General features: G+C 43.4%; 12 protein-coding genes. 2 read left to right on the forward strand and 10 right to left on the reverse strand.

Translation table 11 applies throughout. The features are described 5' to 3' along the window. Positions 1–104 precede the first annotated feature (104 nt). The gene (katG, locus tag BLV55_RS09285; RefSeq protein WP_093313697.1) at positions 105–2,303 is read left to right on the forward strand and encodes a catalase/peroxidase HPI; all 2,199 of its coding nucleotides are present in this window, start codon (positions 105–107) and stop codon (positions 2,301–2,303) included. A gap of 158 nt (positions 2,304–2,461) precedes the next feature. On the opposite strand, the gene BLV55_RS09290 is transcribed toward katG, so the two are convergent. The 5 genes from BLV55_RS09290 to BLV55_RS09310 all read right to left on the reverse strand — a co-directional run bounded on the left by BLV55_RS09290 (position 2,462) and on the right by BLV55_RS09310 (position 7,568). Then, positions 2,462–3,337 (reverse strand): DUF4198 domain-containing protein, encoded by an 876-nt coding sequence (locus BLV55_RS09290; protein WP_176968349.1) that lies wholly within the window; start codon positions 3,335–3,337, stop codon positions 2,462–2,464. Between the two features lie 28 nt (positions 3,338–3,365). Beyond that, positions 3,366–3,803, reverse strand: coding sequence for a hypothetical protein (locus tag BLV55_RS09295; RefSeq protein WP_093313701.1), 438 nt, complete (start codon positions 3,801–3,803; stop codon positions 3,366–3,368). A 187-nt stretch (positions 3,804–3,990) separates the two neighbouring features. Then, positions 3,991–4,263 (reverse strand): hypothetical protein, encoded by a 273-nt coding sequence (locus BLV55_RS09300; RefSeq protein WP_093313703.1) that lies wholly within the window; start codon positions 4,261–4,263, stop codon positions 3,991–3,993. Between the two features lie 196 nt (positions 4,264–4,459). Then, complete coding sequence (locus BLV55_RS09305) at positions 4,460–5,728, reverse strand: FHA domain-containing protein (protein WP_093313705.1); 1,269 nt, start codon at positions 5,726–5,728, stop codon at positions 4,460–4,462. A 40-nt stretch (positions 5,729–5,768) separates the two neighbouring features. After that, entirely contained in the window at positions 5,769–7,568 is a 1,800-nt protein-coding gene (locus BLV55_RS09310) for an Ig-like domain-containing protein (protein ID WP_093313707.1), read from the reverse strand. 464 nt (positions 7,569–8,032) lie between these two features. Between BLV55_RS09310 and BLV55_RS09315 the strand changes: the two genes are divergently transcribed. Beyond that, positions 8,033–9,445 carry a YfcC family protein gene (locus BLV55_RS09315; RefSeq protein ID WP_093313709.1) on the forward strand — a complete coding sequence of 471 codons (1,413 nt, stop codon included), beginning with the start codon at positions 8,033–8,035 and terminating at the stop codon, positions 9,443–9,445. A gap of 56 nt (positions 9,446–9,501) precedes the next feature. Here the strand turns inward: BLV55_RS09315 and BLV55_RS09320 are convergent, their stop codons facing one another. The 5 genes from BLV55_RS09320 to BLV55_RS09340 form a co-directional block, all read right to left on the reverse strand. Continuing rightward, positions 9,502–11,454, reverse strand: coding sequence for a hypothetical protein (locus tag BLV55_RS09320; protein WP_093313711.1), 1,953 nt, complete (start codon positions 11,452–11,454; stop codon positions 9,502–9,504). A 24-nt stretch (positions 11,455–11,478) separates the two neighbouring features. After that, positions 11,479–12,813 (reverse strand): FHA domain-containing protein, encoded by a 1,335-nt coding sequence (locus BLV55_RS09325; protein ID WP_093313713.1) that lies wholly within the window; start codon positions 12,811–12,813, stop codon positions 11,479–11,481. A 204-nt stretch (positions 12,814–13,017) separates the two neighbouring features. Beyond that, the gene (locus tag BLV55_RS09330; protein WP_093313715.1) at positions 13,018–15,333 is read right to left on the reverse strand and encodes a xanthine dehydrogenase family protein molybdopterin-binding subunit; all 2,316 of its coding nucleotides are present in this window, start codon (positions 15,331–15,333) and stop codon (positions 13,018–13,020) included. Next, a complete protein-coding gene (locus BLV55_RS09335) occupies positions 15,330–15,827 on the reverse strand; it encodes a (2Fe-2S)-binding protein (RefSeq protein WP_093313717.1) in 498 nt (165 codons plus the stop codon). The genes BLV55_RS09330 and BLV55_RS09335 overlap by 4 nt, the downstream gene beginning before the upstream one ends. Then, positions 15,824–16,633 (reverse strand): FAD binding domain-containing protein, encoded by an 810-nt coding sequence (locus BLV55_RS09340; protein WP_093313719.1) that lies wholly within the window; start codon positions 16,631–16,633, stop codon positions 15,824–15,826. The genes BLV55_RS09335 and BLV55_RS09340 overlap by 4 nt, the downstream gene beginning before the upstream one ends. Position 16,634: the final 1 nt, after the last annotated feature.

Below are 16,634 nucleotides of genomic sequence, written 5' to 3' on the forward strand. Positions count from 1 at the left end.
TGCCATTAAGGGGTAATATACTGATAACTGTGCATTATTTTTAACAAACACTCTTATCAGCGTTATTATTCGTTATTGGCCTAATGAAAAAGGAGGATCATTTCATGAGCGAAGAAAAAAAATGTCCTGTTACCGGCATGACAAATCCTAACGTCACTAGCGGAGGTACCAGTAACCGTGACTGGTGGCCTAATCAGTTGAATCTTAAGATGCTTCATCAAAACCCGCCTGCCAGAAATCCTCTGGGGGAAGATTTTAACTATGCACAAGCCTTTAAGGAATTAGACTTAAAAGCAATAAAAGAAGACTTGTTTCAACTGATGACGGATTCTCAAGACTGGTGGCCCGCCGATTATGGTCATTATGGCGGTCTTTTTATCCGTATGGCCTGGCATAGTGCCGGAACCTATCGGATGGGAGACGGACGAGGAGGTGCCGAATCCGGCTCTCAACGCTTTGCACCTCTTAATAGCTGGCCGGACAATGCCAACTTAGATAAAGCCAGACGATTGCTCTGGCCTATTAAACAAAAATATGGAAATAAGATTTCCTGGGCAGATCTAATGATTTTAGCCGGAAACTGCGCACTGGAATCCATGGGCTTTCAAACCTTCGGTTTTGCCGGAGGACGGGAAGATATTTGGGAACCGGAAGAAGACATCTATTGGGGTTCCGAAAGTGAATGGTTAGGCGATAAGCGTTACGAAGGCGAGCGGGAAGATTTAGAGAATCCTCTGGCCGCTGTCCAGATGGGGCTGATTTATGTGAACCCGGAAGGTCCTAACGGAGAACCAAATATCTTGGAATCCGCCAGAGACGTTCGAGAAACCTTCGCCAGAATGGCTATGAACGATGAAGAAACCGTCGCCCTGGTGGCTGGTGGACACACCTTCGGAAAATGCCATGGTGCCGGTGACCCTTCCCATGTAGGTCCAGAACCAGAAGCCGCCCCTCTTGAAGAACAGGGCCTTGGCTGGAAAAGCAGTTATGGTTCCGGCAAAGGAGACGATACCATCACCAGCGGAATTGAAGGTGCTTGGACTCCTACGCCCATCCAATGGGATACCAGCTACCTGGATGTATTGTTTCAGTATGACTGGAATTTAGAAAAGAGCCCGGCCGGTGCATGGCAATGGGTTCCGGTAGATCCGGATGAAAAACATATGGCTCCTCAAGCCCATGATCCATCTAAAAAAGTAAAGACCATGATGACTACCGCGGATATGGCCCTTCGGATGGATCCAACCTACCGAAAAATCGCGAAACGCTTTCAGGAAAATCCAGAAGAATTTGCTGACGCTTTTGCAAGAGCCTGGTTTAAACTGACTCATCGTGATATGGGACCCGTCAGTCGCTATTTAGGCCCGGAGGTTCCCACAGAAGAACTTATCTGGCAAGATCCGGTTCCGGCCGTAGATCACGAACTGATTGAGGAAAAGGATATTGCTGAGCTGAAAGAAAAAATTCTTTCTACAGGCTTATCTGTCTATGAACTGGTTTATACGGCTTGGTCTTCCGCTTCCACCTATCGGGGTTCTGATAAGCGAGGTGGCGCTAATGGAGCCCGTATTCGTCTGGAGCCACAAAAGAACTGGGAAGCCAATCAGCCAGAACAATTAGAAAAAGTGATGACCACTTTAGAAAACCTCCAAAAGGAGTATAATGCTGCTCAGTCTGGCCGTAAAAAAATATCCTTAGCTGACCTTATTGTTCTAGCCGGTGCCGCCGGTATTGAAAAAGCAGCAAGAGATGGGGGCCAAGAAATCACTGTTCCTTTTGCTCCTGGCCGAACCGATGCAACAGAAGCACAAACCGATGCGGATAGTTTCTCCGTCTTAGAACCCTTAGCCGACGGTTTCCGAAACTTTACAAAAAAGAAATATTCAGTCCGTCCAGAAGAAATGTTGGTAGACAAAGCTCAACTTCTTGGATTGACAGCCCCTGAAATGACGGTACTCATCGGCGGTCTCCGCTCAATGAAGATTAATTACAACCAGTCATCCCATGGCGTCTTTACAGATCAACCTGGAAAATTAACCAACGACTTCTTTGTCAATCTTCTGGATATGAGAACTGCCTGGAAACCCAGCAAAGATGAAGACGGGGTTTTTGAAGGAAAAGACCTTGAAACTGGCGAAGTAAAATGGACAGGTACCCGAGTAGATCTGGTCTTTGGATCTAATTCCGAACTACGAGCCATCGCTGAAGTCTACGCCAGCAAAGATGCACAAGAAAAATTTGCACAAGATTTTGTGGCCGCTTGGAACAAAGTAATGAATGCCGATCGATTTGATTTGTCTTAGCCTTTTTTCAAATGAATCTCATACTGTCTTACTGTTTTTTAGATCTATCATCACAAAAAGTGGTCCCCAAAAAGGATAAGAATCAATTTACTTAAAAATATAATGCTTGAGAATGGATTCTCAAGCATTATATTTTAATTTTCCATTGACAAATTTAATTACTTATCAATATTACGCATGCTCTTTTTTTTCGTAAACACTAATGTAGCCGCAACCCCTAAAAACAATCCTATAACTCCAGGAAATATCATATTTGTGCTGGAATTACTTGTATTAATTATACTTTCATCAGTAGCAACTGCTTCAGAATTAGTATCTGTTACTAACTCCTCTTGCTCTATATCAAACACTAAAGTTGTCGTTCGGCTTACTTGAGTATACGCTGTTTCCTCCATTTCCCCTTCTTCTTCTGTTGCTATGTTAGCCTTCACTAACCAACTGCCTGCTTCTCTAATGTCTACTTCAAAGATTCCTTCCGCATTACTTTCAGTCATAACTGTTGATTCTCCAGGTCCATAAACACTAACTGATGCACCTTCGACTGTTTCACCTTCTAACAAAACCTTCCCCTTAAAGTTTCCCCTATCAATATTACTTAATGGGATAATTTCCAGCGGCATATCCGTAGGCTGTTCTAATGTTGTATTTCCTTCCCCAAATCTAAACACATTTTTTGCCATTTGTACACTTAAAGTTGTTATATCCTCTCGTGTAAAAGCGCTTGGCTTTCTTTCGGCCCAAAATACATATTCACCCTTTTCTGTAGGTACTATAAAGCTTCTTGGTTGTACTCCTCTTCTTTCTAACTCTAATTCTTCTACTGTATCATTCGGATATCTCACAAATAATCGATAGTTTTCATGATCTGCATTATCTAAAAAATCTCCTCTGTGTCCCCAAAGCACTTCAACCTTTATTTCTTCTCCATCTCCAACTTCATTTGTTTCGATCCATAATTCGTGTGCAGAAGCTGTAATACTAAAAGCCATTACTAATACGAACATCATGATCAATATTTTTATTTGTTTTTTCATTTCCAACATCTCCTTTGAATGCTATGTTTTATACTTTACTTTTGTAAGAAGGAGTTTTCCTTCCTTGATTACTGCGATAATGAATGATCGCCGCAATTAATAGAAAAAAGGATATTCCTAATAATGTACTCATCCAAATAGGCACACCATGCAGCGACTCCGTCTGCCCGTCTCGCCATCTAGCACGATGACCTAGCCCATCGTCTGCTACTAACCGATAAAACTTTATCGCTGTGTCATACTGAAAATAACCATTCTCATCGGTCTTTCCTTCTAAAAGCAATTGATTATCTTCATCGAATAGCTGAACGTCTGCAAAACCAGCTGAAGTATTGTCATCGTATTTTACTTTTAATAAGCCTTCATTTTCAATCTCTATCAACATACGATGAGCAAACGCAGTTGATGTCAGTAATAAAATAAATATTAAACTTAAGATTGGTATCAATTGTTTTTTAGCCTTCATAAACATACTCCTTTTTTAGCCTGAGTACACTCATCACCAGTGTTCCTATCAGAATCCCTTTAATTACTGTGGATTTCTTGCCTCACTTTTCCTAACCTTCCAATCAATCTGTAATTTCCTGTTTCTCCATCCGTATATCTATGGGTACTTACCTGTACCAAAACCTTAGAATTATTTATAATGACTCCTACTTCTTTTTGTACTCCATGTATTGAACTACCAATTGACCTGCTAAAACAACTAAAATCCCAAAACTAGCAATCATCATTAACTGAAGCCATTCTTCCACATGCTCTAGCTCATGGGCTATCTCCTCCAGCTCATGAATGATTTCTTCCCCTTGGTCAAAGGTTAATTGAGCATATGCTGAAGGGGCTACTACCATCATAAGAATCATACCCACCAATAGTAGGCACACTATTCTTTTACCACTTACTTGTTTCTTTACTAGTGCTTTCATTCTATCCATCCTCTCAAATGTGTTATTGATTTTCATTATCAATAGCACGAATTATATCTCTTCGGGTGTCCCTTGTCTATCCAATCTTGGACAACTCCAAAAAAAAGAAACCTTTCCAATCCGCCTGTCCAAAATTTTCATAATGGATTCACTGGATCTTTAAGGTTTCCTTTTCTCTTTCATAATGAGATCTGGTTTATGGTAGGTATTGCTGACTAAGGCGATAGAGATTTCCAAAGAGAATACCGGAAAAAACCATAAGAAAGAAAGAACTTACGACCAACAATACGGCTCCAAAATAGGGAATCCAAGAGAGCATACCCATGATTATTAACATCCCTATCACCACTGCTACTCCTCTCAGGTAGTGGGTAGAAACCGCTCTAATTCCGTTTATTATTTCCGTAAAACGAAAGGCATCTCCAAGCTTTCCACTATCTACATAACGACCCCATCCCATCGGCAGCATCAGCCCCATGCCAAGGCATGCTAAACTCCCTGGAATAATAGCAATAATAAACCTTGTTGTCGTAAAGTCTACTCTACTAGCGGCTATATAGGTCATGGCGAGTAATAAAAGGGTCGGTGGCAAAAAATAGAGAAACTTGATAAGAGAAAAAAAGAATCCAGTCACAAAAAGATTTTTCCAGTCGTTCCATTCTGGCATCTCAAGAGAACCCTTCATACCATTTTGATAGAGTTTGTATCGATAACCACTAACGAAAAAAGAAATAATGGGAATCATGGACAGCAGACATCCGATTCCCCACTTTAGCACGTCTGTTGCTTTAAAAGGTATTGCCATAATCTCTGAAAACATCAACATCTCTGAGGAAGAACGAACCCTAGGATTCAATACCGCTACTGTCTCTCCTTTTTCTGTCATCAATTTTTCGCCATCAAAATAGTAGTGGTACTTCTCAATGCTGATCCATGATGCCATGGGAAGTAGTACAGTGCCACTTATTTTCTTTCCATTAAGGCTGGTACCATAAGTGCTGTTGCTATCCGTCAAGTAATAGCCTTCTGGTCGGCATTCAATACGGGCATGACTTCGAGATACTTTTGGATCATCAATCACCAACTGATTGGATGGATCACGTCCAATCAGAAAAACATCTAGTGGAGGATTCTGTCCTCCTTCTGTTCTTTCTGTTTCTACGGATGATTCCCAAACTAATCCAATGCTGCAGCCCCCCAGAACCAGAGAATCTTCCGCTGTAATAACCCTTGGTTCATGAATTTGCTGCCTATTCACATGGGTTCCATGAGTACTTCCTAAATCTTCAATTACAATACTCCCAGCAATATCCATTGTCACTCTGGCATGTACTCGTGAAATATTCTCATCCGAAAGAATCAGGTTGCATCGACTTTGATCTCTGCCGATGACCACGGGTCCATTGTTTAATGTAATTTTTTTTCCTTGATCAAAGCCTTCCCTTACCTCTATATACCAGCTCATGGATGATCCTCCTTTCCCTCTTCCCTGTCTGGGTTTACATCTACTCCAGGGTCATGGCTTCATCAGCCTCTGGGACCCTTTCTACTTCTTCCATCATGATGCAATTAGCCCGAATGGCATATTCCCAGGCGGTTCCTGATTCAGGTCCTATTACCGTTACGGTAAAATGATTTTCTTGGTTTTTAGCAAACATTCCCATAACACTGCCAGAGCCAGGTCCTGAGACTCCTCCAGGATACAAATCCGGCTTAGAGGCTGCTCTGTTTGGATTCCCACGCCAACCAGAGTTATATACTTCTGCTCCTTCGTATTCCACAATAAACCGATCTGGAATTCCATAAGCATTAAATCTCATATCAAAACTGGCTCCTACTGGCAACATACTAATATCGTAATTGGTTCTTGTTGTACCTGCTCCACCACTGCCAGACTCATACCACTCATTGCACCTTTCGATGGCATCCTCTCGGTCTTCAAATTCATCGTCTTCCTCATCCAGAAGGATATTAATGGGTACCAAATCGCTGCCATAAACTTCTTCTGGGTTCGTTCTACTCTTAAGCCTGACCTGTAAGTATAAGATCGTACTTTGATCAAAATGATCATAATCATAGGTTACGGTCCCACTAGAATTCGCCCCAACTCCTGGACTATGGCTCCAGCTTCTCCCATCACCAAAATCCCAATCATAGGTGTAATCACCGCTAATATTGGCCTGAGCTGCAAAAGAGTGTTCTACCACATCTCCTTCTTCCAAATTATGTCTAATTTCCCTTTCGCCCAGTATGATGGGATAAACTCTATTGATCCGAATGACGGCCTCTTCTGAATCCAGCACCTCTCCATCTGCAGACCCTTTCACTTGAAGGGTCAAAAGGACTTCGGCTCTATTGGAAAGGACGGATACATGATTGCTAAAATCGATGTCTACGGAAGAGCCGCTATATTCCCGATCTCCTATCCTCCAAATATATATATAATCCTCTCTAGCTGGTGTAGCAGAAGCCGTATAGGTGTATGTCCCTTCTAACTTATTTATTTCTCGCTCGCCATGAATGCTGACCGTCGGATTTGCATACTGTTGCAGAAATTGTTGGATCATTTGACCAACGTAATCCATTTGATCCATTATAACGGTATAGGGCATCGCAAACCAATCCTCCCCAACCGTAATTTGAAGGACATGATCCAAGAACGTTCCTGCTGCCCCTAAAAGACCAAAGCCCACCTCTTTCACCGCATTCAAAAGCCGAACTGGCAGCGGAACATCGTCTCTCCATAACACTTCCTTAAATGCATTGAATATGTTTTTGTAAGGAATCAAGTAATCTGCTACTTTATCGTCAATCCAATTGGCTCCTTCTCTTGCCTCTTTGTCTACTCTGAAGGGGCGATCCCAAGGAGATGGTCCTTGAACCCATTCTGGCCCGCCGCCCTGCTCTATTTCTTGAATTTCAGCCTGGCCTATGCCTTCGTATCGGATCACCATAACATCAATCCGTGTAACAACACTCCTGTTTTCTGCTGAAGACACAGTAATTTGTGTTTGTCCTGGTGTCATTCCCCATACATATCCAACACCACCAAGGGTATCCACCCTAGCAACCCTTTCATCTGCTGAAGCGTAGATGAACTGTTGTGAGCATCTATCCACCGGCAAAGCTGTAGCTCTTAATTCCGTGTGCAAACCTTGCATCACAATGATCGAGCCAGCATCCAAGCTAATTCTGCAATTCATTCCAGGTTGGTCTGCATTTGCCCACGTAAAGCCTGGAAAGATTGCATGACTCATTATGCTCATCAGTAATACCAAGACCAACGCTTTCTTGAAACCCTTCATAACAGCACACCCTTTCCAGGCCCATCTCTTTTGTTTTGAGCACCGTATCTCTTTTATTTTACTGTTATTTTCGTTAAATTGCAATCTTTCAGAAAATTATATCTTGTTTTTTCTAAAATACATTCAAAAATGCTTGTTAAAGCCATAGACATTTTCCAAAGAAAGATGGTAGAATAGGATTTGTGTGTTAAAGCATCACTTCAATTATAGACATTTTTTGAAATGTGACAGTAATAATTCCTGTTCCTTTCTTTTCTTGTTCTATTGGCATGGCTTTGCTTTATTCTATCCACCATGCTCCCCTAAGGATCCTGCTGTATGTAGAATTTTCTTTATATTCTATTATTGTAACCCATTGAATCCAATGGCTTACATAGTATGCATCAATTTATTATATCCAAGGCTAAAGGAGGGACATCAGAGGCATTTTTGGTTTAAAATCTAACTAATATAGGAGGCTTTTCATGACGACATCTGTAAATGAACCAAAAAAGAAAGAGAGTCTACATCCATTTTTACCACTTATTATCATGGTTATTCTAGTGGCCATTGCAACTCATTTTATTCCAGCAGGAGAATTTGAGCGAACAGAAGTCAATGGCCGAACCATCGTGGAACAAGGCAGTTTTCAGTATGTAGAAAGCAACCCTACTAGCATCAGCGATTTTTTCCAGTCTTTTTATTATGGTTTTGAAAGAGGCGCTGGCGCTATGGCGCTCATCGTCTTTATCGGAGGAACCTTTGGTGTGTTAAGAAAATCCGGACTACTCGATTTAGGAGTCCAGGGATTGACTGAAAAACTGAAAGATAAGGGAATTGGTGTGCTGGCTTTGGCGGTCATGACGGTTATTGCTATTAACAGTGGTTTTACTGGCATGAGGGAACTGGATATGATTTTTATTATGCTGCTGATTCCTATTATGTTAAAACTTGGCTATGACTCAATGACAGCCCTTGGTATTGTCCTAGTTGGATCCGCTGCCGGTTTTGCTCCTGCGGTGGCTAATCCGTTTTTTACCGGTATTGCTCATCAAATTGCTGAGCTGCCTATTTATTCTGCTATTGCTTATCGAGGCATGATTACCATTGTTTTTCTGTTTACCGGATTATGGTATGTTAGTCGATATGCAAAAAAAGTAAAAAAAGATCCTTCCTTAAGTTTAGTGGCTGACGAAGAAATAAATTTTGACGCATCTGAACACGAAAATTCTATGGAAGTTCAAACCATGACCCCACGGCTAAAAGCAGCCGGTATTGCCTTCCTTCTTTTATTCGCACTCATGATTATGGGAACTTTAAAGTTTGGATTTGGCTTCCCGCAAATATCCGGAGTATTTGTAGCAAAAACCGTTATTGTTGGATACATTGCTGGCTTTAATACAAATAAAATTTGTCAGGCTTTTCTTGAAGGGGCTCAGCATGTACTAGGAATGGTACTGATCATTCTTTTTGCAAGATCCATTTTGGTAGTATTAGAAGATGCCATGGTTATCGATACCATTATCCACAACCTTTCTTACTTAATTATGGGAACTTCTAAAAATGTATCGGCTATCATGATTTATGTGGTACAGACCATCATTAACGTCGTCGTACCTTCCGGCAGTGGCCAGGCGATGATTACCATGCCAATTATTATTCCGCTTGCTGATATGGGTGGCATTACCCGTCAGGTAGCTTGCCTGGCTTCCCAATTAGGAGATGGGATTACCAACTACCTATACCCAACCAATGGAATTCTAATGGGAGTGTTGGCTGCTTCTGGTATCTCTTGGGGAAAATGGGCCAGATTCTTTTTACCTCTGTTTGCTTTTTGGACCGTTTTGGCCGGTGTCTTCATTGTTATTGCACAAATGATTGAATTAGGACCATTCTAAACTATTTACTTCAAGGCAAAAGCGCCAGGAAAGCTCTGGCGCTTTTGCTATTTTTATTATTCTGCTGGTGTGGCGCCTTCTTCGGTTTCCAGCATTTCCGGACAGTTAGCACGAAGTGCATATTGCCAGGCTGTTCCTGCTTCCGGTCCAATAACAGTTACCGTAAAATGCTGGGCTTCGTTTTTCGTAAAGATATTTGAAACGCTACCCGATCCAGCTCCCGAAACTCCGCCAGGATACAATTCTGGCTTTGCTGCCGCTCTGCTTTGAGAACCTCGCCAGCCAGAGTTATATACTTCGGCTCCCTCGTACTCTACTATAAACCGATCCGGAATGCTATAGGCATCAAACCGCATCTCAAAACTGGTTCCTACAGGCAAGCTACTGATATCATAAGTGGTTCTGGTAGTACCAGCACCACCACTGCCCGATTCGTACCATTCGTTACACCGGGCCATGATGTCTTCTCTCTCTTCTAACTCTTCCGGATCTTCATCTTTCACCACATTAATGGTCATTTGATCCCTTCCCAACACCTCACCCTGTTCATCTTTCAAGCGAACGCCCAGGATAAATGAAGCATTGTCGGTAATCTCTTCGTAAGTGATGGTTCCGCCTGAAATTCTTCCTTCTCCCGGCGTCTGACTCCAGCTTCTACCGTCACCAAAACTCCATTCGTAGGTGTAATTTCCCGACTGACTGGCTCTGGCCGAAAAAGAGTGCTCCAGATAATCTTCATCCTCTTCTAGGAAATAGATCCTGACCGGATCTCCATCAATAGTGACCGCCACCTTGTCCTCTTCATCAAAAGTGATTCGAATCGCCGCTTCTCCGGAGGTCAGGACTTTTCCTTCCTGATTGGCTACCCGTACCCCCAGGGTTACTTCTGTGTTTTCCTTCAGATGATCATAGCTGATATTAATGGTTGCGCCGCCGGTTCTGGTGCTTTCTCCAAATCGCCATTCATAAAGGTATTCACCCGCCGGGCTGACGGAAGCCGCATAGGCATAGGACCCTTCCGGATCATTAATATGACGTTCCCCGGCAATGCTAACCCGAAAAACCGGATCGGTCGTTAAAGGAGTGACCAAATTGGAGCCAGGATCTTCCAACCCTCTGGCAATCGCCGGCATTCTTCGGTTATCAAGTTCATTATTATAATCATAAAGATTCCGGATGCGAATCGCATCTCCAGCATTATCGGATACAATAGTATACTCCCGTCCCCAGCCTGACCGCTGCAACAAAGGAATGGTTCCAATATTGTCAGAGCTGATAAATAATCCCTCTGCCTGTTCTTTATCAATCACATAATGAGTAGCATGAGATCGGTATTCATACTGTCTGTACCCTTTGTTATTCATTTGCTGACTCCAATCCTCCACCGGCATCCCTATATACCGACTATTGTCCACATCTCCGTATACATCATGTCGTTCCGGCGGTCTTACCGTCAAAGAACCTCTCCTGATAGCCTGCATCACTCTGGCATCTTCTCTGTCATTATGTTCCTCTCTTTCTTTTGCATGAATCCAGACATCGTAGGTTCGATAAACATTATCATCTCCCAACACTGTAATGGTTCCATGATTCCGATTCACATCAAAGAGATTCGTTCCCCGGATCCCGGTTTTTGTCGCTTCTACCTGCCCCATTCGTCGGTCGTCAATTCCAGCGGTTCTAAACAATTCGCTTAAATTCAAATAATGAGTGGAGCAGTTAACCATCCTATCCGTAGTACCTGTAACCGTTCTGGAAAAAGAATCGCCATAGGTGCTATCCAGCGGTGCATTGTCTCTTTGAAGTTGTTCCATATATTTCCGGGTCATAAAATCCGCTTTGTCCTGAGGAGACGCATTTCGAATGTCCGGGTTTTCGTTAAGCCATTGTTCCGCCAATTCCCTCAGCTTTGCATTGTTTCCCTCATAATACTCCGTCGCATGAGCAACCATCGATACCGAAAAGGCCAGTAAAAGCATCATTATGACAAGGATTTTTCTTCTTTTCATCAAAATCACCTCCTTCTACCTCTTTCACCAGGATCTATTCTGATCTGCCATGGTTTTCCAAGAGCTGTAATATTCTCCAAAAAGCAAAGAGGCAACACTATGAATGTAAAAAGCGCCAAAGATAGCTGCCACCGCACCGGCATAAGGAAAAAACAAGATAAAAATTCCTAGGATCAACCATAAACCCGCCAATAAACAAAGAACTGAAACGTATTGCTTGGGGTTCCAGCGAATCATGGTGATGGCTTTTTCTATTTTTCCTGCCTCCCGAAGCATTCCAGTATCTGCAAAAATAGCCAATGCCATCGGTACAATACTGGCTGCTACCAAGATACTAACCACTCCTATCAACAACAACCACCCTCTCAGATACCCCAGTAATCCTAGCCAGCTTTCGACGGGAGCCGGCGGAGCAAAGAATAGTACCAATAAGAAAAAAAGCATGGGCAATAAATAGTATCCTACTCGTATCACAAAAAAGGGGATACCTGTAAAGAAAAGAGACGACCACTCCTGCCAGAAAGGAAGTTGAAATTCCTGCCCTTGTCCATTTTTAATTATTCGACACCGGTAGCCGTTGGATAAAAACCCAACAATAGGAATCAATGCCAGAATACTTCCAATTAGCCACCGCAGGATTGCAACTCCCTGAACAGGAGCCTTTAGTGCCTTTGAGAAGGAGGCTTTTCCATCATGGACAGGTTGAATCGACACAATGTTTGCGACGACTTCCCCCTGACAATTCAGCAACGCTTTTCCATCAAAATAGTACTGGTACTCTAAAATCTGGATCCATGCGGAGGGAGGAAGTATCGTAGGTTCCGTAACAGGCTTTCCATTAATGCAGGTATTCATATGACTGCTGAGATTCGTCACATAACAGGTGCCGGAATAAACGTCAATCCTGGCCTGTTCTCTGGAAACTTTCGGGTCATTAATCACCACATGATTCGTAGGGTTCCTCCCTATTAAAATGCTGCCCTCACTTTTTTTCATCGCCCCAATACCATCCGACCCCCTCTCAGCGACTAAAGGCGAAGCAGGCGAAAGATCAGTGGCAGCTGTTTCATCGATTTCAAAGCGATTGTTCCCTATTCGCAGCCTATCCTTCTTGTTTATTTTTCTTGCTTCCTGTATCGGTTTTTCATTCACATAAGTTCCATTGCGACTGTCTAAATCCTCTACCCATAGAGAGCCTGTCGGATCTCTTGAAAATCTGGCATGTTGTCGTGAAGCTTCTTCATCAGTTAAAATCAAATGACATTGAGTAGCGTCCCTCCCCACCAATATCGCCTGTTCAGTCAGGGAAATCACCTTCCCCTGATCCGGTCCTTCAACAATTTTTATTTGATGATTCATAAGCTCATCTCCTTTGGACAGTGGCCTTAGAAAAAACAGCAGCCAGAATCAGCTTACTCTAATCATACCCAATTTGTCTCAATTTTCAATCTACTTTTTTCTTTTTTATCCTCCAGCTTTTGCTCAAAAAGAAAAATCCGATGCGCTATCGGATTTTTCTAGGCTTTCGTCTCTTGTTTTCGTTTCTTGTTTTCGTTTCTTGTTTTATTCCATTTGCTTTTTTATTTGTTTAAACACCTTTTCTGAAGTGGCTGGCAGTTCTCTTATTCGAACACCACAGGCATTGTAGATAGCATCCGTAACGGCTGGGGCTACGGTATTCACCACTACTTCGCCAATAGACTTGGCCCCGTAAGGACCGGTATCATCAAACCCTTCCACTAACTCTACCCGAAGATTTCCTATTTCTCCCCGTCCCGGTATTTTGTACTGCATCAGGGTGTCCTGTACTAGTTTGCCTTTCTCTGTGTATTCCGCTTCTTCGTAAAGGGCTAAGCCAATGCCCTGCACAATGCCACCTTCTGCCTGGACTTTTGCCAGCATAGGGTTGATGGGTGTGCCACAATCTACAACGCCTACAAAGTCTTCGACTCTGACCTGACCGGTTTCCAGATCTACTTCTACTTCTGCAAAGCCGGCCATAAAAGGTGGAGCTGCTTTCTTCGGCACAAAAGATCCGGTGACGGATAGTTGCTGATGAATCGTCTGATAGGTGATTTTTTGGGAAAACAATTCTAAAGAAATGCTTTCGGAAGAGTGCCGACAAATGATCTTTTCTCCATCAAAGTCAATGTTTTCTTCTACGGTTTCAAAATACAAGGCAGCTGTTTTAATGATTTCTTTCACCATTTTTTCCGCCGCATCTAAAATAGCATTGCCAGTGGTATAGGTTGTGCTGGAAGCGTAAGCTCCACTGTCATAGGGGGTAATATCAGTGTCTGCTGTATAGAGAATGATCCGATCCATGGATACGCCCAAGGCTTCTGCCGCTATCTGGGTCAGGATCGTATCTGATCCGGTGCCAATATCCGTAGCCCCCAGCGTCAGGCTGAAAAAGCCGTCATCATTCAGCTTTAAACTAGCGGCGGCCATATCAATATTGGGCAATCCGGATCCCTGCTGAGAAATGGCCATGCCCACTCCCCGCACCCGGTGATGATCTATCTTTCTTCCCGGATATTTAGCTTCCCAGTCTATCAGTTCTTTTCCCCGTTCTACACAGGTTTCCAGCATACAACTGTTCATGAGCATTGGTTCTTTCCCGGCGCCCTTTGTCACCATATTATACAAAGGAGTAGTTTCCCCCTGACGAATCATGTTTTTTTCCCGAAGGCTTACCGGATCCATTTCTAACTGATGAGCCAGTTCATTCATCGCTGATTCCAGAGCAAAGATTCCCTGGGTTACCCCATAGCCTCTTAAAGCGCCTCCTGGCACATGGTTGGTGTAAACCGCTTTCCCTCTAAAACGACAGGCTTCTACCCGATTGTATAAGGTCAGTACTTTTTTACCTGCACTTCCTAAAGTGGTGGAGGCATGTTCTCCGTAGGCGCCGGTGTCCCATATTCCGTTCATATCAATAACTTTTACCATGCCGGCTTTGGTAGCTCCTAAGGCGATCTCAAAGGTCATACCATGCCGAGAGGTGGTGCCGCAAAAGACTTCTTTCCGACTATAAACTATTTTTGCCGGCCGGCCGGTTTTCATAGTAATCAACGCCGGATAAAACTCGGAATGAACCGTTTGCTTTGATCCGAAACCACCGCCTATTCTCGGCTTTATTACCCGAATTTTTGAAGCAGGCATATCCAGTGCATTCGCTAAAATTCGCCGTACATGAAAAGGAATCTGGGTAGAACTGACCACCACCAGCCGGCCATAATGGTCTAAATAGGTAAAGCTTCGCTGGGTTTCCATCATAGCCTGAGCCTGACGCTGAGTTTGGTAGGTATGGCGGACCACTACCTCACAATCCGCTAAGACGGAATCCGTCTCTCCTAACTCGAACTGAACTACTCCGGCAATATTTCGTTGCGGTTCAAATCCAAAATTAACTTTTGCCAGGATTTCCGGTTCCGGGTGGATTGGTGGCATTTCTTCCGCTTTTTCCATATCTAACACTAAGGGTAAGGCTTCGTAAGTCACCTTAATCAATTTCAAGGCTTTTTCCGCTGCCTGTTGATTTTCAGCCGCTATAATAGCCACATCATCGCCTACGTGCCGCACCGTGCTGTCCAGTAAAAATTTATCATGAGGCGAAAGCTCCGGATAGCTTTGTCCCGCCCTTGTAAACGGTTTTCGGATAACGTCTTCATGGGTAAGAATACACACCACCCCCGGCACTTTTTCTGCCCGGCTTTTGTTAATGGCCAGAATCTTAGCGTGAGCATGAGGGCTTCGTAAGACCTTCACGACCAAGGCGTCTTTGGGTGCCATATCATCGGTGTAGACGGCTTTTCCTGTCATCAGGCTCATACCGTCCATTTTAGGAAGGCTTTGTTTTACGATTTTCAAACTCATCGACGCCCCCTCCCTTCTTCACCAGGGATTTCTTCCTGTCTGTCAGCCTTCCCTTCAAAGTAGGATTTGATGGCTCTCATCTGACTGACATAACCGGTACAACGGCATAAATTTCCTTTCAAATGATGAATGATATTTTCTTCCGAAGGCTGAGAATGAAGGGATTCCAGATAAAGAATACTCATTACCGTTCCACTGGTACAATAACCACACTGATCCGCTCCTTCTTCCAGAAAATAACTGGCAATCCTTGCTGCCTTTTCCGGTACTCCTTCAATGGTGGTAATTTCTCTGCCTTCGGCTTTAACAGCTAACAGGACACAGGAAAGGACGGCTTTCCCATCTAAATGAACGGTACATACCCCACAGTTGCCAGTATCACAGCCTTGTCGCACCCCCAGGTACCCATTTTCCCGCAGTACCTCTACCAAGTAATCCTTTGGGTCTATTTCCAAGATTTTTTCCATCCCGTTGATTTTGGTATTTAGTTTCATTGCTGTCCACCTCCTGCCATGGAATCCCGAAGTACTCTAGCTACCAGTGACTGGCATAATTGTTTCCGATATTCCTTGCTTCCCCGCCGGTTCGTTCCAAAATTCAATTCCTCCGACGCAATCACGGCGGCTTTTTGAAGATCAGCATTCTTTTCTGCTTCTTCCTGCAGAAAAGCCATGGCTTCATGAGCTAAAGAAGCCCTTCCCGGTCTGGCGCCTACGCTAATTCGTAGCCTTCCTCCAGTGATAGCTGCCGCTGTATTAAGCACCGCATAATCTCCAGAGGTTTTTCGAAGAGAAGAAAAGCCAGCCTGACATTTTCCTTTTTCAATAAGGATGGCTTCCAAAATATCTTTTCCCTCTACCCCATTTTGTAGAAAATGTTCCAGACTTACTTCTTCTCCTTGATATAAGCGAAGTTTTACCGGCAAGGCCAATAATCCGGTAATCAGATCCGAAAAGCCATACCTAGCATAAACACTAGCTCCCACTGTCACCACATTGCGTAGCGCCACGCCTACGATTTCTTCCACCGCCGCCGCCAGCAGTCCATCATACTGGCGATTTAACTCCTGATGCCTTTCCAATTCTCCTAAGGTCACCATTGCTCCAATTTCCCAGTGGTCTTCCTGTTCTTTTATCCTGTCTAATCCACAATCTGAAAGATCGATCAAGGTGGTAATATTTTTACTTCCCATTCGCAGAAAACCGCCGCCGCCCAACAAGGTGGCGAAACGATTTTTCTGCAATGCTTCAAAGGCATCATCTACCGTAGCAGGCCTTATGACTTTTTGAACAGAAATCATT

Origin of the sequence: Tindallia californiensis (assembly GCF_900107405.1) — a bacterium.
Taxonomy (GTDB): Bacteria; Bacillota; Clostridia; order Peptostreptococcales; family Tindalliaceae; genus Tindallia; species Tindallia californiensis.